Source organism: Pseudomonas sp. SORGH_AS_0199 (assembly GCF_031453735.1).
GTDB lineage: Bacteria > Pseudomonadota > Gammaproteobacteria > Pseudomonadales > Pseudomonadaceae > Chryseomonas > Chryseomonas aestiva.
Genome location: NZ_JAVJAE010000001.1, coordinates 4,377,644 through 4,397,467, shown reverse-complemented (window position 1 = coordinate 4,397,467; position 19,824 = coordinate 4,377,644). Strand labels below are relative to the sequence as shown.

The 19,824-nt window shown below is 66.2% G+C and carries 20 protein-coding genes; 14 read left to right on the top strand and 6 right to left on the bottom strand.

What is annotated here, in order from left to right; genetic code table 11:
* Positions 1-9: 9 nt before the first annotated feature.
* The 5 genes from QE444_RS20590 to QE444_RS20570 are packed head-to-tail and all read left to right on the top strand — an operon-like array spanning position 10 to position 3,992.
* Positions 10-975 carry a sulfonate ABC transporter substrate-binding protein gene (locus QE444_RS20590; RefSeq protein WP_273862970.1) on the top strand — a complete coding sequence of 322 codons (966 nt, stop codon included), beginning with the start codon at positions 10-12 and terminating at the stop codon, positions 973-975.
* Positions 976-998: 23 nt separating this feature from the next.
* Complete coding sequence (gene ssuD, locus QE444_RS20585) at positions 999-2,147, top strand: FMNH2-dependent alkanesulfonate monooxygenase (RefSeq protein WP_273862969.1); 1,149 nt, start codon at positions 999-1,001, stop codon at positions 2,145-2,147.
* 11 nt (positions 2,148-2,158) lie between these two features.
* Positions 2,159-2,947 (top strand): aliphatic sulfonate ABC transporter permease SsuC, encoded by a 789-nt coding sequence (gene ssuC / locus QE444_RS20580; RefSeq protein ID WP_133862827.1) that lies wholly within the window; start codon positions 2,159-2,161, stop codon positions 2,945-2,947.
* On the top strand, positions 2,944-3,753 hold the full coding sequence (gene ssuB, locus QE444_RS20575) for an aliphatic sulfonates ABC transporter ATP-binding protein (RefSeq protein WP_273862968.1): 810 nt from the start codon (positions 2,944-2,946) through the stop codon (positions 3,751-3,753). Before ssuC ends, ssuB begins: the two co-directional genes overlap by 4 nt.
* 23 nt (positions 3,754-3,776) lie before the next feature.
* Positions 3,777-3,992, top strand: a complete 216-nt coding sequence (locus QE444_RS20570) for a molybdopterin-binding protein (RefSeq protein ID WP_010795839.1) — start codon at positions 3,777-3,779, stop codon at positions 3,990-3,992.
* A gap of 171 nt (positions 3,993-4,163) precedes the next feature.
* Here QE444_RS20570 and QE444_RS20565 read toward each other — a convergent pair whose 3' ends face one another.
* The 3 genes from QE444_RS20565 to QE444_RS20555 form a co-directional block, all read right to left on the bottom strand.
* Entirely contained in the window at positions 4,164-4,724 is a 561-nt protein-coding gene (locus QE444_RS20565) for an alpha/beta hydrolase (protein ID WP_285388383.1), read from the bottom strand.
* Positions 4,725-4,952: 228 nt separating this feature from the next.
* Positions 4,953-5,573, bottom strand: a complete 621-nt coding sequence (locus QE444_RS20560; protein ID WP_133862824.1) for an NAD(P)H-dependent oxidoreductase — start codon at positions 5,571-5,573, stop codon at positions 4,953-4,955.
* Positions 5,560-6,954: a class II fumarate hydratase gene (locus tag QE444_RS20555; RefSeq protein ID WP_187980129.1), complete on the bottom strand. Its 1,395-nt coding sequence runs from the start codon at positions 6,952-6,954 to the stop codon at positions 5,560-5,562. Before QE444_RS20555 ends, QE444_RS20560 begins: the two co-directional genes overlap by 14 nt.
* 172 nt (positions 6,955-7,126) lie before the next feature.
* Here QE444_RS20555 and QE444_RS20550 point away from each other — a divergent pair, with 172 nt between their 5' ends.
* The 5 genes from QE444_RS20550 (at position 7,127) to arfB (ending at position 10,202) form a co-directional block, all read left to right on the top strand.
* Positions 7,127-7,663 (top strand): DUF2059 domain-containing protein, encoded by a 537-nt coding sequence (locus tag QE444_RS20550; protein ID WP_133862822.1) that lies wholly within the window; start codon positions 7,127-7,129, stop codon positions 7,661-7,663.
* 100 nt (positions 7,664-7,763) lie between these two features.
* Positions 7,764-8,075 carry a BolA family transcriptional regulator gene (locus tag QE444_RS20545; RefSeq protein ID WP_282283092.1) on the top strand — a complete coding sequence of 104 codons (312 nt, stop codon included), beginning with the start codon at positions 7,764-7,766 and terminating at the stop codon, positions 8,073-8,075.
* A gap of 123 nt (positions 8,076-8,198) precedes the next feature.
* On the top strand, positions 8,199-9,152 hold the full coding sequence (locus QE444_RS20540) for a rhodanese-related sulfurtransferase (RefSeq protein WP_309741414.1): 954 nt from the start codon (positions 8,199-8,201) through the stop codon (positions 9,150-9,152).
* A gap of 1 nt (position 9,153) precedes the next feature.
* Positions 9,154-9,789, top strand: coding sequence for a DsbA family protein (locus QE444_RS20535; RefSeq protein WP_309741412.1), 636 nt, complete (start codon positions 9,154-9,156; stop codon positions 9,787-9,789).
* 2 nt (positions 9,790-9,791) lie between these two features.
* Positions 9,792-10,202 carry an alternative ribosome rescue aminoacyl-tRNA hydrolase ArfB gene (gene arfB, locus QE444_RS20530; RefSeq protein WP_133862845.1) on the top strand — a complete coding sequence of 137 codons (411 nt, stop codon included), beginning with the start codon at positions 9,792-9,794 and terminating at the stop codon, positions 10,200-10,202.
* A 5-nt stretch (positions 10,203-10,207) separates the two neighbouring features.
* Here arfB and QE444_RS20525 read toward each other — a convergent pair whose 3' ends face one another.
* Complete coding sequence (locus QE444_RS20525; RefSeq protein WP_309741411.1) at positions 10,208-11,089, bottom strand: LysR substrate-binding domain-containing protein; 882 nt, start codon at positions 11,087-11,089, stop codon at positions 10,208-10,210.
* A 180-nt stretch (positions 11,090-11,269) separates the two neighbouring features.
* On the opposite strand from QE444_RS20525, the gene QE444_RS20520 reads away from it, so the two are divergent.
* Entirely contained in the window at positions 11,270-12,100 is an 831-nt protein-coding gene (locus tag QE444_RS20520) for a DMT family transporter (protein ID WP_309742039.1), read from the top strand.
* Here the strand turns inward: QE444_RS20520 and QE444_RS20515 are convergent.
* Both QE444_RS20515 and QE444_RS20510 read right to left on the bottom strand, forming a co-directional pair.
* Positions 12,097-12,942 carry a universal stress protein gene (locus tag QE444_RS20515; protein ID WP_309741410.1) on the bottom strand — a complete coding sequence of 282 codons (846 nt, stop codon included), beginning with the start codon at positions 12,940-12,942 and terminating at the stop codon, positions 12,097-12,099. The two genes, QE444_RS20520 and QE444_RS20515, sit on opposite strands and share 4 nt — an antisense overlap.
* Before the next feature lie 60 nt (positions 12,943-13,002).
* Positions 13,003-14,463 (bottom strand): SulP family inorganic anion transporter, encoded by a 1,461-nt coding sequence (locus QE444_RS20510; RefSeq protein ID WP_187980126.1) that lies wholly within the window; start codon positions 14,461-14,463, stop codon positions 13,003-13,005.
* Between the two features lie 493 nt (positions 14,464-14,956).
* Between QE444_RS20510 and fdnG the strand changes: the two genes are divergently transcribed.
* From fdnG to QE444_RS20495, 3 genes are read left to right on the top strand one after another with little or no spacing between them, the layout of a single operon-like run.
* A complete protein-coding gene (gene fdnG / locus QE444_RS20505) occupies positions 14,957-18,037 on the top strand; it encodes a formate dehydrogenase-N subunit alpha (RefSeq protein WP_187980125.1) in 3,081 nt (1,026 codons plus the stop codon).
* Positions 18,037-18,996 (top strand): formate dehydrogenase subunit beta, encoded by a 960-nt coding sequence (gene fdxH, locus QE444_RS20500; RefSeq protein ID WP_309741406.1) that lies wholly within the window; start codon positions 18,037-18,039, stop codon positions 18,994-18,996. Before fdnG ends, fdxH begins: the two co-directional genes overlap by 1 nt.
* 46 nt (positions 18,997-19,042) lie before the next feature.
* Complete coding sequence (locus tag QE444_RS20495) at positions 19,043-19,666, top strand: formate dehydrogenase subunit gamma (protein ID WP_133862815.1); 624 nt, start codon at positions 19,043-19,045, stop codon at positions 19,664-19,666.
* Positions 19,667-19,824 lie beyond the last annotated feature (158 nt).

Below are 19,824 nucleotides of genomic sequence, written 5' to 3'. Positions count from 1 at the left end.
GCCTTAGTCATGCAGTTCTCCTTCTCGCGCTCGCTGCTCGCCGTTTCCCTGCTGACCCTGGCCGCCGGCCTGGCCCAGGCGGAAGAGACGGTGCGCATCGGCTACCAGAAGTACGGCACCCTGATCACCCTCAAGGCCCGCGGCACCCTGGAGCAGCGCCTGGCCAAGGACGGCGTCAAGGTGCAATGGACCGAATTCCCCGGTGGCCCGCAGCTGCTGGAAGGCCTCAACGTCGGCAGCATCGACTTTGGCGTGACGGGGGAGACGCCACCGGTGTTCGCCCAGGCCGCCGGCGCCGATCTGGTCTATGTGGCCCACGAGCCGCCGGCGCCCACCAGCGAAGCCATCCTGGTGCCCAAGGATTCGCCGATCCGGTCGCTGGCCGATCTCAAGGGCAAGAAGATCGCCCTGAACAAGGGCTCCAACGTCCATTACCTGCTGGTTCAGGCGCTGGCCAAGGCCGGCATTCCCTACCGCGACATCCAGCCGGTCTATCTGCCGCCCGCCGATGCCCGGGCCGCCTTCGAGCGCGGCGCGGTGGACGCCTGGGTGATCTGGGATCCCTACCAGGCCGCTGCCGAGACGCAACTGCAGGCGCGCACCCTGACCGATGCCACCGGCCTGGCCGACAACCACCAGTTCTATCTGGCTACCCGCAGCTTCGCCAAGGCTCATCCCGAGCAGGTCGGCGCCATCGTCGACGAGGTGCGCTCGGTGGGCGAGTGGGCCAAGGCCCACCCGGACCAGGTCGCCGCCCAGGTGGCGCCGCTGCTGAACCTGCCGCTGGACACCGCCGAGCGGGTGGTCAGGCGCCAGGGCTATGGCGCCCGCTTCATCAGTCCCGAGGTCGCCGCGCAGCAGCAGAAGATCGCCGACGCCTTCACCGCCCTCAAGTTGATTCCCAAGCCGCTGGTCATCCGTGACGTGGTGTGGACCCCGCCCGCCAGTCTGCAGACCGCTGCCGCCAAACCCTGATTTCGCCTGCTGGAGAAAGCCCCATGAGTCTCGATATCTTCTGGTTCCTGCCGACCCACGGCGATGGCCGCTACCTGGGTACCGCCGAAGGCGCCCGCGCCGTCGACCACGGCTACCTGAGCCAGGTCGCCCAGGCTGCCGACCGCCTGGGCTTCGGCGGGGTGCTGATCCCCACCGGCCGCAGTTGCGAGGATTCCTGGCTGGTGGCCGCCTCGCTGATCCCGGTCACCCAGAAACTCAAGTTCCTGGTAGCCCTGCGCCCCGGGATCATCTCGCCCACCGTGGCAGCGCGGCAGGCGGCCACCCTGGATCGCCTCTCCGGCGGCCGGGCGCTGTTCAACCTGGTCACCGGCGGCGATCCGGACGAACTGGCCGGTGACGGCCTGCACCTGTCCCACAGCGAAAGATACGAAGCCTCGGTGGAATTCACCCGCATCTGGCGTCGCGTGCTGGAAGGCGAGACGGTGGACTACGACGGCAAGCACATCCAGGTGAAGGGCGCCAAGCTGCTCTATCCGCCGCTGCAGCAACCGCGCCCGCCGCTGTACTTCGGCGGCTCCTCCGATGCCGCCCAGGACCTCGCCGCCGAGCAGGTGGAGCTCTACCTGACCTGGGGCGAGCCCCTGGACGCGGTGCGCGAGAAGATCGAGGCGGTCAGGGCCAAGGCCGCGGCCCAGGGCCGCACGGTGCGCTTCGGCATCCGCCTGCACGTGATCGTCCGCGAGACCAATGAAGAGGCCTGGCGGGCCGCCGACCGGCTGATCGCCAATCTGGACGACGCCACCATCGAAAAGGCCCAGGCCGCCTTCGCCCGCTTCGATTCCGTCGGCCAGCAGCGCATGGCGGCCCTGCACGGGGGCCGTCGCGACAAGCTGGAGATCGCGCCCAACCTCTGGGCCGGTGTCGGCCTGGTGCGTGGCGGTGCCGGGACCGCGCTGGTCGGCGACGGTCCCACCGTGGCCGCGCGGGTCAAGGAATATGCCGCCCTCGGCATCGACACCTTCATCTTCTCCGGCTATCCGCACCTCGAAGAATCCTATCGGGTGGCCGAACTGCTGTTCCCGCACCTGCCGGTCAAGCGGCCGACCCAGGTCGAAGGCGCCAATTACGTGAGTCCCTTCGGCGAGATGGTGGCCAACGACATCCTGCCGCAGAAAGCGGCGCAGAGCTGAGGGAGGCAGGCATGAACAGCACGATCGAACGTCAACTGCAGCGCCTGGCGCCCTGGGTGGTGCCGGTGGCCCTGATCGTCGCCTGGCAGCTGGCGGTCAGCAGCGGCCTGCTGTCCAGTCGCATCCTGCCGTCGCCGGCGGCGGTGCTGGCAGCGGGCTGGAGTCTGGTCAAGAGCGGCGAGCTCTGGCAACACCTGGCCATCAGCGGCTGGCGCGCCGGCATCGGCTTCGCCATCGGCGGCAGCATCGGCCTGGCGCTGGGCTTCATCACCGGGCTGTCGAAATGGGGCGAGCGCCTGCTCGACAGCACCCTGCAGATGGTGCGCAACGTGCCGCACCTGGCGCTGATCCCGCTGGTGATCCTCTGGTTCGGCATCGACGAGTCGGCCAAGTTGTTCCTGGTGGCCCTCGGGGTGTTCTTTCCCATCTACCTCAACACCTACCACGGCATCCGCAACGTCGATCCGGCGCTGGTGGAGATGGCCCGCAGCTACGGCCTCTCCGGGGCGCGGCTGTTCTGGCACGTGGTGCTGCCGGGCGCCTTGCCGGCCATCCTGGTGGGGGTGCGCTTCGCCCTCGGCCTGATGTGGCTGACGCTGATCGTCGCCGAGACCATTTCCGCCAGCTCCGGCATCGGCTACCTGGCGATGAACGCCCGGGAATTCCTGCAAACCGACATCGTGGTGCTGGCCATCCTGCTCTACGCCATCCTCGGCAAGCTGGCGGATCTCGCCGCCCGCGGCCTGGAACGTGCCTGGCTGCGCTGGCACCCGGCCTATCAGAAGGGAGCCCACGCATGACCAGTCTGCAAGCCGTTCCGCCGCTCTCGCGGGGCATCGCCCTGAAGCTGCAACAGGTGGTGAAGACCTTTGGCGAGCGCACCGTGCTCCACGGGATCGATCTGCAGATCCCGGCTAGCCAGTTCGTTGCCGTGGTGGGCCGCAGTGGCTGCGGCAAGAGCACCCTGCTGCGCCTGGTGGCCGGTCTTGACCGCGCCAGTGGCGGCACCCTGCTGGGGCAGGACGAACCCCTGGCGGAGCACCGCGAGGACACCCGGCTGATGTTCCAGGATGCGCGCCTGCTGCCCTGGAAACGCATCATCGACAACGTCGGCCTGGGCCTCAGGGGCGACTGGAAACCGCGCGCCCTGGAAGCCCTGGCGGCGGTCGGCCTGGCCGATCGCGCCCAGGAGTGGCCCTCGGCACTATCCGGCGGCCAGAAGCAGCGCGTGGCCCTGGCCCGCGCCCTGATCCACCAGCCGCGCCTGCTGCTGCTGGACGAACCGCTGGGCGCCCTGGATGCCCTGACCCGGATCGAGATGCAGCAGCTCATCGAAGGCCTCTGGCAGCGCCACGGCTTCACCGTGCTGCTGGTGACCCATGACGTAGGCGAGGCGGTAGCCCTGGCCGACCGCGTGGTGCTCATCGAAGACGGCCATGTCGGTCTGGATCTCGACGTCAACCTGGCGCGCCCCCGGGCCGCCGGCGATGCCCAACTGGCGCGCCTGGAAGCCGAGGTACTGGCCCGGGTGCTGCAGCAACCGCTCAATCCCGATCTACCCGAAATCGTGCAACCCCTGCCCACGCAACTGCGTTGGGCCTACTGATCGCTCATCCGAGGAGTTCTGCCATGACCATCAAGGCCATCAACGTTCGCAACCAGTTCAAGGGCACCATCAAGGAAATCATCGAAGGCTCGGTTCTTTCCGAGATCGACGTCCAGACCGCCGCCGGCATCGTCACCTCCGTCATCACCACCCGCTCGGTCAAGGAGCTGGAACTGGTGGTGGGCAGCGAGGTGATCGCCTTCGTCAAATCCACCGAGGTGTCCATCGCCAAGCTGTGATGCAGCCCTGGTGGTGAGGAAACCCGCCCTGGTGGCGGGTTTTTTGTTTTGGCCTTGAGATGTTGGGCTCGAGAAGGCAAGCCGCTGCCCGTGGCAGACACACCAGCGCCCCGGCTGAGCCAGGGAAGCGCCTGGGACCGGGGCGTTATGAAAGATTCGGAAGAGCGGGGATCAGGCGACGTGCAGGCCCTGGCTCGACCCCAGCTTCGCCAGGTGGATCAGGCCTTCTTCCCACTGCCGATGCCCGGAGCGGGTGTTGATATGGCCGGCACCCGGGAGGATGTCCAGGTCGCTATCCCAGTCGCGTGCCAGGGCTTCGGCCCGGGCGAGACTGATGGCGTGATCGTTGTCCGAAGTCACTATCCGCGAACGAAAGGGCAGCGGCTCCTGTGGCAAGGGCGCGAAACCCACCAGCTCCGCCGGGCAACCCGGGCGCTCGACGTCGGCCGGCGCCACCAGCAAGGCCGCCAGCACCCGCTGCCGACGGGCCACCGGGGCACTGGCCGCCCAACGCGCGACGGTCACGCAGCCCAGGCTATGGGCGATCAGCACCACCGGCGCATTGGCTTGGGCGATGGCTCTGTCGAGCGCGGCGACCCAGAGCTGCGGATCGGGACGCTGCCAGTCGTCCTGCTCGACGCGATGGGCGTCAGGCAGCAGGCGCTGCCAGTGAGTCTGCCAATGATCAGGGCCGGAACCTTGCCAGCCAGGAAGGATGAGATAGCGGGTCATGGCGGAGCTCCGCGGACGAAAGGGAGAGCCGATAGTGCCGATGGATGATCCGCAGGAGAAAGAATAAAAGGCGCTTTGGTTATGCTCGGAGCTTGAGTCGGGGTTGGCCGCGGTAGACCCGTAGGTTGGGCTCAGACGGCGCCATCGTCGAAGCCCAACAGGGCCAATGTCGAAGTGCTGTTGGGCTTCGCTGGCGCTCAACCCAACCTACCAAGGCCCTTAGGTGGACTATTCGTTCCGTCCCAACCGCTCCACTTCCTGCAACCAGCGCAGCCGCTGTTCCTCGTCCGCCGCTCGCACCGGCGAGTACTCGTGGACCTGCAGCACCTGGATGCCGCAGGCTTCCAGGCCTTCCTGGATGCCCTGGCGATGGGGCGCCTGGTTGCGCAGGCGCTGCCAGGGGGAGGGCGGGGTGTCGGAGGTGACCAGCAACTCGGCGCTGCGGCCGGTCAGCAGGGGCTCGCCGCCCCAAGTCTGGTCGCGCTGGGCGAAGGCGAAGCCCGGTTGCAGCACTCGCTCCAGAAAACCCGCCAGTACCGCCGGCAGGCCGTTCCACCACACCGGGTAGATGAATACCAGGTGCTCGGCCCAGTGGATCTGCCGCTGGGCTTCCAGCAGATCCGGCTCCAGGGTCTGGGAGAGGTCATAGCCTTCGCGCAGCACCGGATCGAACTGGGCGTCGGCCAGCTTCAGCTGACGCACCACCTGACCGCTGGCCTGGGCGCCTAGGACATAGGCGTCGGCCAGCGACTGGCAGAAACTGGTGCGCTTGGGATTGCCCTGGATGACCAGCAGGCGCCGGCCATCGCCCTCCAGCGGCGTGGCGCCGCGAGCCTCAGCCACGGCCACCGGCTTCCAACATGGTTTCCGGACGGACCCACTCGTCGAACTGCGCATTGGTCAGATAGCCGAGCTCCAGCGCGGCGGCGCGCAGGGTCTTGTTCTCGCCGTAGGCCTTCTTGGCGATCTCGGCGGCCTTGTCGTAGCCGATGTGCGGATTGAGCGCCGTCACCAGCATCAGCCCCTGTTCCAGGTGTTCGGCCATCTTGTGCTCGTCCGGCTCCATGCCGGTGACGCAATGGGTGTTGAAGTTGCGACTGCCATCGGCCAGCAGGCGGATGGATTCCAGCACGTTGTGGGCAATCACCGGCTTGTAGACATTGAGCTGCAGATGGCCTTGGCTGGCGGCGAAACCGACGGTGACGTCATTGCCGATCACCTGGCAGGCCAGCATCGACAGCGCCTCGCACTGGGTCGGGTTGACCTTGCCCGGCATGATGGAACTGCCCGGCTCGTTGGCCGGCAGCTTTACCTCGGCGAAGCCCGCGCGCGGACCGGAACCCAGCAGACGCAGGTCGTTGGCTATCTTCATCAGCGCCACGGCCAGGGTCTTGAGACCACCGTGCAGGGCCACCAGCGGCTCATGGCCGGCGAGGGCGGCGAACTTGTTCGGCGCGGTGACGAAGGGCAGGCCGGTGAGTTCGGCGATTTCCTTGGCGATGGCTTCGTCGAAGCCCTTGGGCGCGTTCAGGCCGGTGCCCACTGCGGTGCCGCCCTGGGCCAGTTCCAGGACCGCCGGCAGGGCGTTGCGGATGGCGCGCTCGGCCAGGTCCAGCTGGGCGACGAAGGCCGACAGCTCCTGGCCGAAGGTCACCGGGGTGGCGTCCATCATGTGGGTGCGGCCGGTCTTGACCAGGTTCTGGTAGCGCGCCGATTGCAGCGCTAGGCCGCCGGACAGCTCGGCGATAGCCGGCAGCAGGTCGTTCTGCACCGCCAGAGCGGTGGCGATGTGCATGGCGGTGGGGAAGCAGTCGTTGGAGCTCTGGCCGCGATTGACGTGGTCATTGGGATGGACCGGCTGCTTGCCACCCATGCCATTGCCGGCCAGTTCGTTGCTGCGTCCGGCGATGACCTCGTTGACGTTCATGTTGCTCTGGGTGCCGCTGCCGGTCTGCCAGACCACCAGCGGAAACTGGTCATCGTGGAAGCCGTCGAGGATCTCGCTGCTGGCCTTCTCGATCAAGGTGGCGACGTCTTCCGGCAATTCGCCAAGACGCAGGTTGACCCGCGCGGCCGCCTTCTTCACCGTCGCCAGGGCATGCACCACCGCCAGCGGCATCTGCTGATTGCCAATGGCGAAGTTTTCCAGCGACCTCTGGGTCTGGGCGCCCCAGTAGACGTCGTCGGCTACTTCGATGGGGCCGATGCTATCGGTTTCGGTACGGCTCATGGCGGTCTCCGCTTATAAGGTGTGGGTCCAGCTAACTTGGGCAGCAGGTTAGCGCCAGGGTTCCCAAATGGGAAGTGTTCTCAAATGCGCGACCGTCGTCGATAAGTTCAGGCCAGGTTCAGCCGCTCTGTGGCACACTCGCGGTCCATTTTCAGCCTCCTGAAGGATGCCCATGAAGAAGACCCTCCGTACGCTTGGCGCCGTCGTTGTGCTCGCCAGCGCCAGCAGCTTCGCCCTGGCCGACGCCAAGAGCCACGCGGCCGACGCGGAGCGCTTTCTCAAGCTGGCCAACGCCGACAAGCTGACCACGCCGGTCTACGCCCAGGTCCAGCAGCTCTTCGCCCAGCACTTCGAGCAGGCCAAGTCGCCGGCCAAGAAAGCCGTGCTGGAAAGCTACACCGCCCGCGCCAACCAGGCGCTGGACAGCACCATCGGCTGGGAAAAGATCAAGCCCGAGATGGTCAAGCTGTACACCGACAACTTCACCGAAGACGAGCTGGAGGGCCTGATCAAGTTCTACCAGTCCGATCTGGGCAAGAAGATGATCGCCACCCTGCCGCGCCTGTCGGCGCAGTCCGCCCAGCTGACCCAGGCCAAGCTGGAGCAGGCGGTGCCCAAGGTCAACGGCATCCTCGCCGAGATGGACAAGGAGCTGGGCGTGAAGCCGCCGGCCGGTGCCGAGAACGCACCCCCGCCCGCCAAGCGCTGATTCAGCCTTACCACAAGGCCCGGACCCGTTCCGGGCTTTGTCGTTTCCGGGCGGCGCCCAGGCTCGCTAGAATGACGCTTCTCACAGTCGAGGTATCCCCATGAGCATGCGCGAACGTATCCAGTCCAGCCTGGGCCTGTTGCAACCCGAGCACCTGGAGGTGCTGGACGAAAGCCACATGCACAGCCGCGGCCAGGAGACCCACTACAAGGCGGTGGTGGTCAGCGAACACTTCGCCGGCCTCAACGCGGTGAAGCGCCACCAGAAGGTCTACGGCACCCTGGGCGAACTCATGGGCCAGTTCCATGCCCTGGCGCTGCACACCTATACCCCCGAAGAGTGGGCGGCGCAGGGCCAGGCACCGGATTCGCCCACCTGCCGCGGCGGCAGCACGCACGACCTGGCGGGTTGAGCCCGGCGAGCCCTGTTCAGCGGCAGTCCGTATTGGTTAAAATTTGATCGGCGCCGGCTTACTTGCCGGCGTTTTCGTCTAACCGGTCCGCCCTTTGCGAGGGCGACCCCTGGGAACCCGAAGATGACCGACAAGATTGTCGTGGCGGCCTTATACAAGTTCGTCACCCTGGACGACTACGTCCAATTGCGTGAACCCCTCCTGCAAACCCTGCTGGCGCATGACGTCAGGGGCACCCTGCTGCTGGCCGAGGAAGGCATCAACGGCACCGTCTCCGGCAGCCGCGAAGGTATCGACGCCGTGCTCGCCTGGCTGCGCGCAGATGCGCGCCTGGTGGACATCGACCACAAGGAATCCTACTGCACCGAGCAGCCCTTCTATCGCACCAAGGTCAAGCTGAAGAAGGAGATCGTCACCCTGGGCGTACCCGGCGTCGATCCCAACCGCCGCGTGGGTACCTATGTCGAACCCCGGGACTGGAACGCCCTGGTGGACGATCCCGAGGTGCTGGTGATCGACACCCGCAACGACTACGAGGTGGGCATCGGCAGCTTCAAGGGTGCCATCGATCCCCAGACCAAGAGCTTTCGCGATTTCCCGGCCTATATCCGCGAGCACTTCGATCCGGCCCGGCACAGGAAGGTCGCCATGTTCTGCACCGGCGGCATCCGCTGCGAGAAGGCGTCGAGCTTCATGCTGCAGGAAGGCTTTCCCGAGGTTTTCCACCTCAAGGGCGGCATCCTCAAGTACCTCGAAGAGGTGCCGGCAGCGGAGTCGCGCTGGGAAGGCGAGTGCTTTGTCTTCGACAACCGGGTGACCGTGACCCATGACCTCGCCGAAGGGGTCTACGACCAGTGCCATGCCTGCCGCACGCCGGTCTCGCCGGAAGACATGCAGTCAGCGCATTACAGCCCCGGCATCAGCTGCCCGCACTGCTGGGATTCGCTGTCGGAAAAGACCCGCGCCGGCGCCCGCGAGCGGCAGAAGCAGATCGAGCTGGCGCGCCTGCGCAACGAACCCCATCCCATCGGCCGCGATCCGCGGCTGAACGCCATGCCCAGCCCCGAGGAGGTCTAGGATGCCCGATCGCCTGCTCTATGTGATGGACCCCATGTGCTCCTGGTGCTGGGGCTTCGCGCCGGTGGTCGAGCGCCTGGCCGAGCGGGCGGCCGCCCAGGGCATTCCGCTGCACCTGGTGGTGGGCGGCCTGCGTCGCGAGCGGGTGGCCCAGGGTACCGCCAGCCGGGTGCGCACCCTGGCCTACTGGCAGGCGGTGCAGGAGACCACCGGCCAGCCCTTCGCCCTGGACCAAGGGCCGCCGGAAGGCCTGGTGTACGACACCGAGCCGGCCTGCCGCGCCCTGGTCGCCGCTCGCCAGCTCGACGAAGAGGCGGTCTGGCCACTGGCCAAGCGTATCCAGCGGGCCTTCTATGTCGAAGCCCGCGACGTCACCCAGCCGGCGCTGCTGGTGGAACTGGCCGAAGCCTGTGGCCTGCCGCGCATCGAATTCGCGCCGCTGTTCGACGGCGAGCCGGCACACCAGGCGACCCAGGCCGACTTCGACTGGGCGCTGAATCTGGGTATCGCCGGCTTCCCCACGCTGCTGGCCGAGCGTGATGGTCAGCTGGCGCTGGTCACCAACGGCTACCAGCCGCTGGACGAACTGGAACCGCTGCTGGACGCCTGGCTCAGCCGCGGCGCGCACCTGGCGTGAGTCTGGTCATCGACGAGCGTCTGACGCTGCCCGAGCAGGAAATCCAGCTCACCGCGGTTCGCGCCCAGGGTGCGGGTGGGCAGAACGTCAACAAGGTTTCCAGCGCCGTCCACCTGAGATTCGACATCCAGGCGTCTTCGCTGCCGGAAGCGCTCAAGGAGCGCCTGCTGGCGCTGCGCGACGGGCGCATCAGCCGCGACGGCGTGGTGGTGATCAAGGCCCAGCAATACCGTACCCAGGAGCAGAATCGCGCCGACGCCCTGGAACGCCTGGCCACGCTGATCGCCACGGCCAATGTCCAGGAAAAGCCGCGGCGTCCGACCAAGCCCACCTACGGCTCCAAGCAGCGCCGCCTGGAAGGCAAGTCGCGCCGCAGCGGCCTCAAGGCCAGTCGCGGGCGGGTGGATTTCTAGGCGCATCAGACCGACGCCAAGGTGTCGCTTGCCAGCGTCTTCAGCCACTCGCCAACCGTCAGTAGAGCAGCGTCCGTGCGGCTTCGCGTCGGCATGACCAGGTAATAGCTCCAGTCGCTCTGGACGGACTCGGCCAGTACCTGGAGCAGTTGACCGCTGTCGAGGGCCTCGCGCACGAAGCGCCGATTGACCATGGCCACCCCTTGACCGGCCAGGGCCGCGTCTATGGCCAGGGCGGCCTGGTTCATATGCAAGGCCTGGAGTACGGGCTGCCCATCCAGTACAGCCAACCAGTTAGCCTGACCGTCGTCGAGCAGGGGATAACGGGCCAGCTCCGCCGCATCCAGCGGCAGTTTACCTGCGCCGATCAGCGTAGGGCTGGCCACCACGATCAGCTCGGCAAAGAGGAAGTCTGCCGTCATGCCTCGCTGTACGGGGCGGCGAGTAAGGCGTATTGCCAGATCCACGCCATCCTGGGCGAAGTCCACCAGGACGTCACTGGCCTGCACCCGTAAATCGAGGTCGGGGTGGGCTTGGGCAAAAGCCGGCAATCGTGGAATCAGGCATTTGGCAGCAAACGTAGGCGTCACGCTTACGGTGATCACCCGCCTGCGCGACAGCAGTGTATCGGTGGCTTCACGGAGCAGGGCAAAGGCGCGTTGCACATCCTGGAAGTAGGCGCGACCGCGTTCACTCAGTTGAACGCCTCGGCGCTGACGCAGGAACAGCGGGAAACCCAAGCGCTCCTCTAGCTGGCGTACCTGCTGGGCGACTGCTGCCTGAGTGACGGATAGCTCCAGGGCGGCTGCCTGGAAGCTGCCTCGCCGCCCAGCAGCTTCGAAGGCCTGCAGCGCTTTCAACGGGGGGAGGCGGTGGCTGACCGTCATGATCTTCCTGACCCTGTTTTTTCTATTGGCTGTGCGCAGAGGATAGCGTGCCAGGAATCAGCGGAAATTCGGTAGATAGAGACCTTTATTCCACGACTCGGCGCCGGTTGCCAGGAGGAAATAATGGGTCTTAACGTCATGATGTTCGCGGCGCTTGGCCTATTCTAGGGCTCCAACTTCATCTACATGAAGCTGGCTGCCAGCTTCATCTCACCGGCACAGATGACGCTGCTGCGGGTTTGTTGTGGCTTCGTACCGCTGGTGCTGGTGGCCTGGCGGCGAGGCGCACTCAAAAGAGAGCAGCTGCGTTTGTTGCCGCACTTCTTGGTGATGGCACTGTTCGCCACCGCGTTCTATTACTTCGCCATCGCCAAGGGTACCGAACGGCTGCCTTCTGCCGTCGCTGGAGTGCTGGGCGGCACCATCGCCTTGTTTACCACCCTGACCAGTCTGGTGTTCCTACGCTCGCAGCGCACCAGCGCAGCGATGCTCTGGGGCGTGTTGCTGGGCTTTGTTGGCGTGGTGGTGCTGATCGCGCCTTGGCAGGGCGGAGCGGCCCCGTTGGATAAGCGGGGGGTGTTCTGGATGCTGGGGGCAGCAGCGCTATTCGGCGGCTCCTATGTCTATGTCTGTCGATTCCTTGCACCCCATGGCCTCCCGGCTCTGGCGTTGGTGACCTGGCAAATGGGGCTTGCCCTGGCCTTGCTGCTGCTGGTGACCGATACCTCGGGTATGGGCGAGCTGCTGTTGCACCCGCGGGCACTGGCCGGAGTGACACTCGGGCTGGGGGTATTGGGTACCGGAATGGCCTTTCTGCTCTATTACGCCCTGCTCGAGCGCCTGGGTGCCGTCGCCTCGGCGTCGGCGACCTATCTCACCCCGGCGGTAGCCCTGGTCATCGGCTGGGCTCATGGGGAGGCGGTGGGCCTGCGCGAGCTGTCCGCTGCCGGGGTGATCCTGCTGGGGATCACCCTGATGCAACGAGGGCGGAGCCGTGCCGTCATGCGCTAGCGCACCACGATCAGCGCACTGCCGGCGGCTTCCAGCATGTTGCGGGTGTTGCTGCCCATGAAGAAGTGGCGCAGGCGGGAGTGGCCGAAGGCGCCCATCACCACCAGCTCCAGGCCGTGCTGCTTGCGATAGCGCTCCAGGCCCAGTTCCACGTCGCCGTCGGTGATGGCGGTGGTGACCGTGCGGCCCCGGGCCCTGAGTTCGTCGGCGGCGCGGGCGAGGGCGGCGCGGCGTTCTTCGCGGTCGCGGCCGACGGTCACCAGGTGGCAGGCCAGGTCGTCGAACAGCTGGCAGTTGGCCACCCAGGTCACCGCCTTGCGCGCGCTGTTGCTGTCGTCGTAGGCCAGCAGCACGCCGCTGGGCTTGACGAACAGGTGGCCGGCCACCAGCAGCGGGCGATGCAGGAGGCGGATGGCGCTTTCCAGGTGGCGGCCGATCAGCCGCTTGGGTGGACTGTCCTCGCCCTGACGGCCCAGCACGATGAGGTCGAAATCCTCCTGCAGACTTTCCAGCGAACCTATCAGGTCACCATGCTGGAGCACGGCCCCGGCGCAGCGCGCCTGTTGCTCCTCCACCCGCAGCTGGGCCGCATCGAGCAGCAGCCGACCCTGGTCTTCCGCCAGGGTGCCGCGCTGGGCATCCAGCGCCGCCAGCTCGGTCAGCAGGTGTTCGCGGTTGACCAGCAGGGGCGGCGTGGCCTGGCCCGGCCGCGGATAGCGGCGCTGATCCAGCACGTGCAGCAGGGTGAGCGGGGCATCCAGGGTGGTGCCGGCCCAGGCGGCGAAGTCGCAGACGGCGGCGCTGACGGCCGAGCCGTCGAGGCAGGCGAGGATCTTGGGCATGGCCGCGGGTCTCCAGGAGCAGGACATTGCTGGGAGAGACCCGGGCGCGCCGTTGCGGGTTCAATCGCCGAGGGCGAGGTCGTCCGTCATGCCGCCGCGGCGCAGCAGCTGCTTGCAGCGTTGGGACAGGTGCAGCACCCGCACCCGCTTGCCGGCCTTGGCATAGCGTTCGTGCAGGGTGCGCAGCGCGGCCACGGCGGAGTAGTCGACGAAACTCAGGTGGCGGCAGTCCACCACGACCCTGGCGGGGTCGCCGGCCGGATCGAACTGGTTCAAAAAGGTGGCGGTGGAGGCGAAGAACAGGGTGCCGTGCACCTGGTACCTCTTGCTGCCGTCGGCCTCCAGATGGCTGTCGGCATAGAGCCGGCGGGCGTGCTGCCAGGCGAAGTTGAGCGCGGCCAGGACGATGCCGCAGAGTACCGCGGTGGCGAGGTCGGCGAAGACGGTGATCACGGTGACGGCAATGATCATCAGCATGTCGCTGCGCGGTACCCGGTGCAGCACCCGCAGCGAGGCCCAGGCGAAGGTCTGCTGGGCGACCACGAACATGGTGCCCACCAGCGCTGCCAGCGGAATGCGTTCGATCAGCGGCGAGAGAAACAGCACGAACAGCAGCATCAGCACGCCGGCGACCACCCCCGACAGCCGGCCGCGGCCGCCCGAGCTCAGGTTGATCATGGTCTGGCCGATCATGGCGCAACCGCCCATGCCGCCGAACAGCCCCGAAGCCATGTTGGCCGCGCCCAGGGCCACGCACTCGCGATTGGGCAGGCCGCGGCTCTCGGTGATCTCGTCGGTGAGATTCAGGGTCAGCAGGGTCTCCAGCAGGCCGACCAGGGCCATCAGCACCGCATAGGGCAGGATGATCTGCAGCGTTTCCAGGCTCCAGGGGATGTCGGGCAGCGCCAGGCGCGGCAGGCCGCCGGCGATATGGGCCATGTCACCCAGGGTACGGGTGGGCAGGTCGAGGAAATGCACCGCCAGCCCCACGCCGAGGATGGCGGCCAGGGCCGGCGGCACGGCGCGGGTCAGCCGCGGCAGCAGCCAGATGATGGCCATGGTCACGGCGGTCAGACCGATCATCAGGTACAGCGGCGTGCCGCTGAGCCAGGTCTCGCCCTGCTTGAAGTGCTCTAGCTGGGCCAGGGCGATGACGATGGCCAGGCCGTTGACGAACCCCAGCATGACCGGGTGCGGCACCATGCGGATCAGCTTGCCCAGGCGCAAGAGGCCGAAGGCGATCATCAGCAGGCCGCCGAGCACCACCGTGGCCAGCAGGTACTGCACGCCGTGCTGCACCACCAGGGCGATGATGACCACCGCCATGGAGCCGGCGGCGCCGGAGACCATGCCGGGGCGGCCACCGAAGAGGGCGGTGAGAGTACAGATGAAGAAGGCCCCATAGAGCCCCATCAGCGGATTGAGATGGGCAACCAGGGCGAAGGCGATGCACTCGGGCACCAGCGCGAAGGACGTGGTGAGACCGGCCAGGATGTCGGCGCGGGGAGAGACACTTTTCATGACGTATCCAGAACGGGCGACAGCACGGCGGGGCGCGATCGCGGAGAGACGACAGGGCAGCAGGACTCGGGTACAGACCGCAGGGGCCGTCACCAGGGGAGGGGTGGCGCTATGGCGGCGTCGGCAGGTGCTTGGACATGGTGAAGGGGTCCGCAGGCATCGCGAGGAAAGTTAGCCAGCTTAGCATGACTTTCCGGAGCTGCCGAGTCGCCAGGATCGCCGGACCGCTCTACTGGCTACCTTTCGCCAGGCCCTGGACTTGCGCACCCGCTCGGTGAGCGGCGGCTGGCCGACGATGATCCGCTGCCAACGGAGGGTACCCGGCCGTGCGGGATCCCAGGCCATTCGTCAGGCCGCGGCGGATCAGGGGACGGAAGGCCGACTTCCATTGATCGGCGACAACAGCTGAGCGCTCGATAAGCCAGGCTGTTGGGTTACTCTCTGTGCAGGGTTCGGCTACGCACCGGACCCAGCCTGAACGAGGATAAGAATCGTGGATATGAACCGTCGGCAATTCTTCAAGGTCGCTGGAGTCGGCCTTGCGGGATCCAGCCTGGCGGCGTTAGGCATGGCTCCCACAGCCGCCTTTGCCGACCAGGTGCGCCATTTCAAACTGGCGCACACCGTGGAAACCCGCAACACCTGTCCCTATTGCTCGGTCGGCTGCGGCCTGATCATGTACAGCATGGGCGACCGGGCCAAGAACGTGGCCCAGAACATCATTCACATCGAGGGCGACGCCGACCATCCGGTCAATCGCGGCACCCTCTGCCCGAAGGGCGCCGGCCTGCTGGATTTCATCCACAGCCCCAATCGCCTCAAGTACCCGGAAGTCCGCAAGCCCGGCAGCAACGAGTGGACCCGCATCAGCTGGGACGAGGCGCTCGGGCGCATCGCTACCCTGATGAAGGAAGACCGCGATGCCAACTTCATCGCCACCAACGACAAGGGCCAGACGGTCAATCGCTGGTTGACCACAGGCTTCCTGGCCGCCTCGGCGTCCTCCAATGAAACCGGTTATCTGACGCACAAGATCGCACGGAGTCTGGGCCTGCTGGCCTTCGACAACCAGGCGCGCGTTTGACACGGCCCGACGGTGGCAGGTCTTGCCCCGACGTTTGGCCGTGGAGCGATGACGAATCATTGGAGCGACATCAAGAACGCCAATCTCGTCCTCATCATGGGCGGCAATGCCGCTGAAGCCCATCCGTGCGGCTTCAAATGGGTCACCGAGGCCAAGGCGCACAACAACGCCCGGCTGATCGTGGTCGATCCGCGTTTCACCCGTTCCGCCTCGGTGGCGGATTACTACGCGCCGATCCGCACCGGCAGCGACATCGCCTTCCTCGGCGGGCTGATCAATTACCTGATCACCCACGACAAGATTCAGCAGGAGTACGTCCGCAACTACACCGACGCCGGCTTCCTGGTGAAGGAAGGCTTCACCTTCGAGGACGGCCTGTACAACGGCTATGACGCCGAGAAGCGCACCTACACCGACAAGGTGAACTGGGGCTACCAGATCGGCGACGACGGCTTCGTCAAGATCGATCCGACCCTGCAGGATCCGCGCTGCGTCTTCCAGCTGATGAAGCAGCACTACAGTCGCTACACCCTGGAAGTGGCCAGCCAGACCTGTGGCACGCCGACCGACGCGATCCAGAAGGTCTGGGCCGAAATCGCCGAGACCTCGGCGCCCGGTCGCGTCATGACCATCCTCTATGCCCTGGGCTGGACCCAGCACTCCATCGGGGCACAGATCATCCGCTGCGGCGCCATGGTTCAGCTGCTGCTGGGCAACATCGGCCTGCCGGGTGGCGGCATGAACGCCCTGCGCGGTCACTCCAACATCCAGGGCCTCACCGACCTGGGCCTGCTGTCGATCCAGCTGCCCGGCTACCTGACCATCGGCGGCGACGGCGAGCAGGACTACAACGCCTTCATCGCCCGCCGCGCCAGCAAACCGCTGCGTCCGGGGCAGATGAGCTACTGGCAGAACTACGGCAAGTTCCACGTCAGCCTGATGAAGGCCTGGTACGGCGACAAGGCCACCAAGGACAACGACTGGTGCTACCACTGGTTGCCCAAGGTCGATGTCACCGGTGCCGGCTACGACGTCCTGCGCTACTTCGACATGATGGGCAAGGGCCAGGTCAACGGCTATGTCTGCCAGGGCTTCAACCCCATCGCCGCCTTCCCCAACAAGGCCAAGGTGATGCGCGGGCTGTCCAAGCTCAAGTGGCTGGTGATCATGGACCCGCTGGCCACCGAGACCTCCGAGTTCTGGCGCAACCACGGCGAGCACAACGATGTGAACACCGCCGAGATCCAGACCGAGGTGTTCCGCCTGCCCACCACCTGCTTCGCCGAGGAAGACGGCTCCCTGGTCAACTCCAGCCGCTGGCTGCAGTGGCACTTCAAGGGCGCCGAGGCACCCGGCGAAGGGCGCAGCGACATCGCCATCATGTCCGAGCTGTTCCTCAAGCTGCGCGAGGCCTATGCGAAGGATGGCGGGGCCTTCCCCGATCCGATCCTGGGGCTGTCCTGGCCCTACGCCAAGCCCGAGGAGCCGGCGCCGGAAGAACTCGCCAAGGAGTTCAACGGCTACGCCGTCACCGATGTGCTGGATGCCAAGGGCGCGGTCTCGGCCAAGGCCGGTCAGCAACTCGCCGGCTTCGGCCAGTTGATGGACGACGGCAGCACCGCCTCGGGTTGTTGGATCTTCTGCGGCGCCTGGACCGAGCAGGGCAACCAGATGGCGCGGCGCGACAACAGCGATCCGTTCCATATGGGGCAGACCCTGGGCTGGGCGTGGTCGTGGCCGAACAACAGACGCATCCTCTACAACCGCGCCTCCTCGGACCTCAACGGTAAGCCCTGGGACCCGAGCAAGAAGCTGGTGTGGTGGAACGACAAGGCGCAGAAGTGGGGCGGCACCGATGTGCCCGACTACAAGATCGACGCCAAGCCGGCCGACGGCATGAGTCCCTTCATCATGAACCCGGAAGGGGTGGCGCGTTTCTTCGCCCTGGACAAGATGGCCGAGGGGCCCTTCCCGGAACACTACGAGCCGTTCGAGACGCCCATCGGTGTCAACCCGCTGCACCCCAACAACCGCAAGGCGCTCAACAGCCCGGCGGCGCGGGTGCTCAAGGACGACTGGGCGGACTTCGGCGATCGCAAGGACTTCCCCTATGCGGCCACCACCTACCGCCTGACCGAGCACTTCCACTACTGGAGCAAGCACTGCCGTCTCAACGCCATCATCCAGCCGGAGCAGTTCGTCGAGATCGGCGAGGTGCTGGCCAAGCAGAAGGGCATCGCCGCGGGTGATCTCGTGCGCGTCACCTCCAAGCGCGGCCACATCGTCTGCAAGGCGGTGGTGACCAAGCGGATCCGTCCGCTGCAGGTCAACGGCGAGACGGTGCACCACGTCGGCATCCCCATCCACTGGGGTTTCTCCGGCGTGGCGCGGATGGGTTACCTGGCCAACACCCTGACCCCCTTCGTGGGTGACGGGAACACCCAGACGCCCGAGTTCAAGTCGTTCCTCGTCAACGTGGAGAAAGCGTGATGGCAAGCCAGGATATCTACGCCCGCTCCGCGACCACCACGGCCTATACGTCGGTGCGCACCCAGGCGGAAGTGGCCAAGCTGATTGATGTGTCCAAGTGCATCGGCTGCAAGGCCTGCCAGGTCGCCTGTTCGGAATGGAACGAGTTGCGCGACGAGGTGGGCCACACCCACGGTACCTACGACAACCCGGCGGACCTCACCGCGGACTCCTGGACGCTGATGCGTTTCACCGAGCACGAGGACGAGGCCGGCAAGCTGGAGTGGCTGATCCGCAAGGACGGCTGCATGCACTGCGCCGAGCCGGGTTGCCTCAAGGCCTGTCCGAGTCCGGGGGCCATCGTCAAGTACGCCAACGGCATCGTCGACTTCAACCAGGACCACTGCATCGGTTGCGGCTACTGCATCGCCGGTTGCCCCTTCGATATCCCGCGGATCTCGAAGAAGGACAACAAGGCCTACAAGTGCTCGCTGTGTTCGGACCGGGTCGGGGTCGGCCTGGAGCCGGCCTGCGTGAAGACCTGCCCGACCGGCGCCATCGTCTTCGGTACCAAGGACGCCATGAAGGAGCACGCCGCCGAGCGCATCGTCGATCTCAAGAGCCGCGGCTACGAGAACGCCGGGCTGTACGACCCGGTTGGGGTAGGGGGCACCCACGTCATGTACGTGCTGCACCATGCCGACCAGCCGCAGCTGTACAACCACCTGCCCAAGGACCCGACCATCAGCCCCACCGTGGGCCTGTGGAAGGGCTTCACCAAACCCCTGGCGCTGTTTGCCATGGGCGCGGCGGTGCTGGCCGGTTTCTTCCACTACGTGCGCGTCGGCCCGAACCGGACCGATGACGACGACGAGGTGGTCGAGGCGCCGCCTCGTCCCGAGGGCGATGCGTCCAGGGGCGAGGTCAAGCAGCTGAGTCCGTCCGTGCAGATCTTCGATCCGCACGACAAGCAGCCCTAGCAGGGGTACGCCCCCGGTTTGGCCGGGGGCGTCCTGGGAGATCGAGATGAAACCTGAAATCCAGCGTTACAACGCCAACGAGCGGACCAACCACTGGATCGTGGCGATCCTGTTCTTCATGGCCGGGCTATCGGGACTGGCGCTGTTCCACCCCGCGCTGTTCCCGCTGTCGAACCTGTTCGGTGGCGGCACCTGGACGCGCATCCTGCATCCCTTCATGGGTGTGGCGATGTTCCTGTTCTTCGCCTTCCTGGTGATCCGCTTCTGGCGGCACAACAAGATCGGTCGTGAAGACGCCCAGTGGCTCAAGCAGATCAACGATGTGCTGAACAACCGCGAGGAAAAGCTGCCGCCGATCGACAAGTACAACCCTGGGCAGAAGATCCTGTTCTGGGTACTGCTGGCCTGCATGCTGGTCCTGCTGGTCAGCGGCGTGGTCATCTGGCGGCAGTACTTCGCCCACCTGTTCCCCATCCCGGTGATCCGCCTGGGCGCCCTGGCCCATGCCGTGGCCGCCTTCGTGCTGGTGCTGTCGATCATCGTGCACATCTATGCCGGGATCTGGATCAAGGGCTCGGTGACCGCGATGATGACCGGCTGGGTGAGCCGGGCCTGGGCCAAGAAGCACCACTCGCTGTGGTACGAGAAGGTCACCCGCGAGAAGAAGTGAGCGGTCTCTATCGTTGGGCTTCGCTACGCTCAACCCAACCTACGGATAGGTGCGCATGATTTCCCCCGCGCACCGATCTGACCCCCTCTCCCTCCGGGAGAGGGTTGGGGTGAGGGGCAGGGTGCCCATCATCCCAACCCGCCCGCTATCCTGAATCC

Excerpts from the sequence above, each read along its gene's own strand:
- QE444_RS20590 (WP_273862970.1), top strand. The coding sequence starts at position 10 with ATGCAGTTCTCCTTCTCGCGCTCGCTGCTCGCCGTTTCCCTGCTGACC.
- ssuD (WP_273862969.1), top strand. The coding sequence starts at position 999 with ATGAGTCTCGATATCTTCTGGTTCCTGCCGACCCACGGCGATGGCCGC.
- ssuC (WP_133862827.1), top strand. The coding sequence starts at position 2,159 with ATGAACAGCACGATCGAACGTCAACTGCAGCGCCTGGCGCCCTGGGTG.
- ssuB (WP_273862968.1), top strand. The coding sequence starts at position 2,944 with ATGACCAGTCTGCAAGCCGTTCCGCCGCTCTCGCGGGGCATCGCCCTG.
- QE444_RS20570 (WP_010795839.1), top strand. The coding sequence starts at position 3,777 with ATGACCATCAAGGCCATCAACGTTCGCAACCAGTTCAAGGGCACCATC.
- QE444_RS20565 (WP_285388383.1), bottom strand. The coding sequence starts at position 4,724 with ATGACCCGCTATCTCATCCTTCCTGGCTGGCAAGGTTCCGGCCCTGAT.
- QE444_RS20555 (WP_187980129.1), bottom strand. The coding sequence starts at position 6,954 with ATGAGCCGTACCGAAACCGATAGCATCGGCCCCATCGAAGTAGCCGAC.
- QE444_RS20550 (WP_133862822.1), top strand. The coding sequence starts at position 7,127 with ATGAAGAAGACCCTCCGTACGCTTGGCGCCGTCGTTGTGCTCGCCAGC.
- QE444_RS20545 (WP_282283092.1), top strand. The coding sequence starts at position 7,764 with ATGAGCATGCGCGAACGTATCCAGTCCAGCCTGGGCCTGTTGCAACCC.
- QE444_RS20540 (WP_309741414.1), top strand. The coding sequence starts at position 8,199 with ATGACCGACAAGATTGTCGTGGCGGCCTTATACAAGTTCGTCACCCTG.
- QE444_RS20535 (WP_309741412.1), top strand. The coding sequence starts at position 9,154 with ATGCCCGATCGCCTGCTCTATGTGATGGACCCCATGTGCTCCTGGTGC.
- QE444_RS20525 (WP_309741411.1), bottom strand. The coding sequence starts at position 11,089 with ATGACGGTCAGCCACCGCCTCCCCCCGTTGAAAGCGCTGCAGGCCTTC.
- QE444_RS20515 (WP_309741410.1), bottom strand. The coding sequence starts at position 12,942 with ATGCCCAAGATCCTCGCCTGCCTCGACGGCTCGGCCGTCAGCGCCGCC.
- QE444_RS20510 (WP_187980126.1), bottom strand. The coding sequence starts at position 14,463 with ATGAAAAGTGTCTCTCCCCGCGCCGACATCCTGGCCGGTCTCACCACG.
- fdxH (WP_309741406.1), top strand. The coding sequence starts at position 18,037 with ATGGCAAGCCAGGATATCTACGCCCGCTCCGCGACCACCACGGCCTAT.
- QE444_RS20495 (WP_133862815.1), top strand. The coding sequence starts at position 19,043 with ATGAAACCTGAAATCCAGCGTTACAACGCCAACGAGCGGACCAACCAC.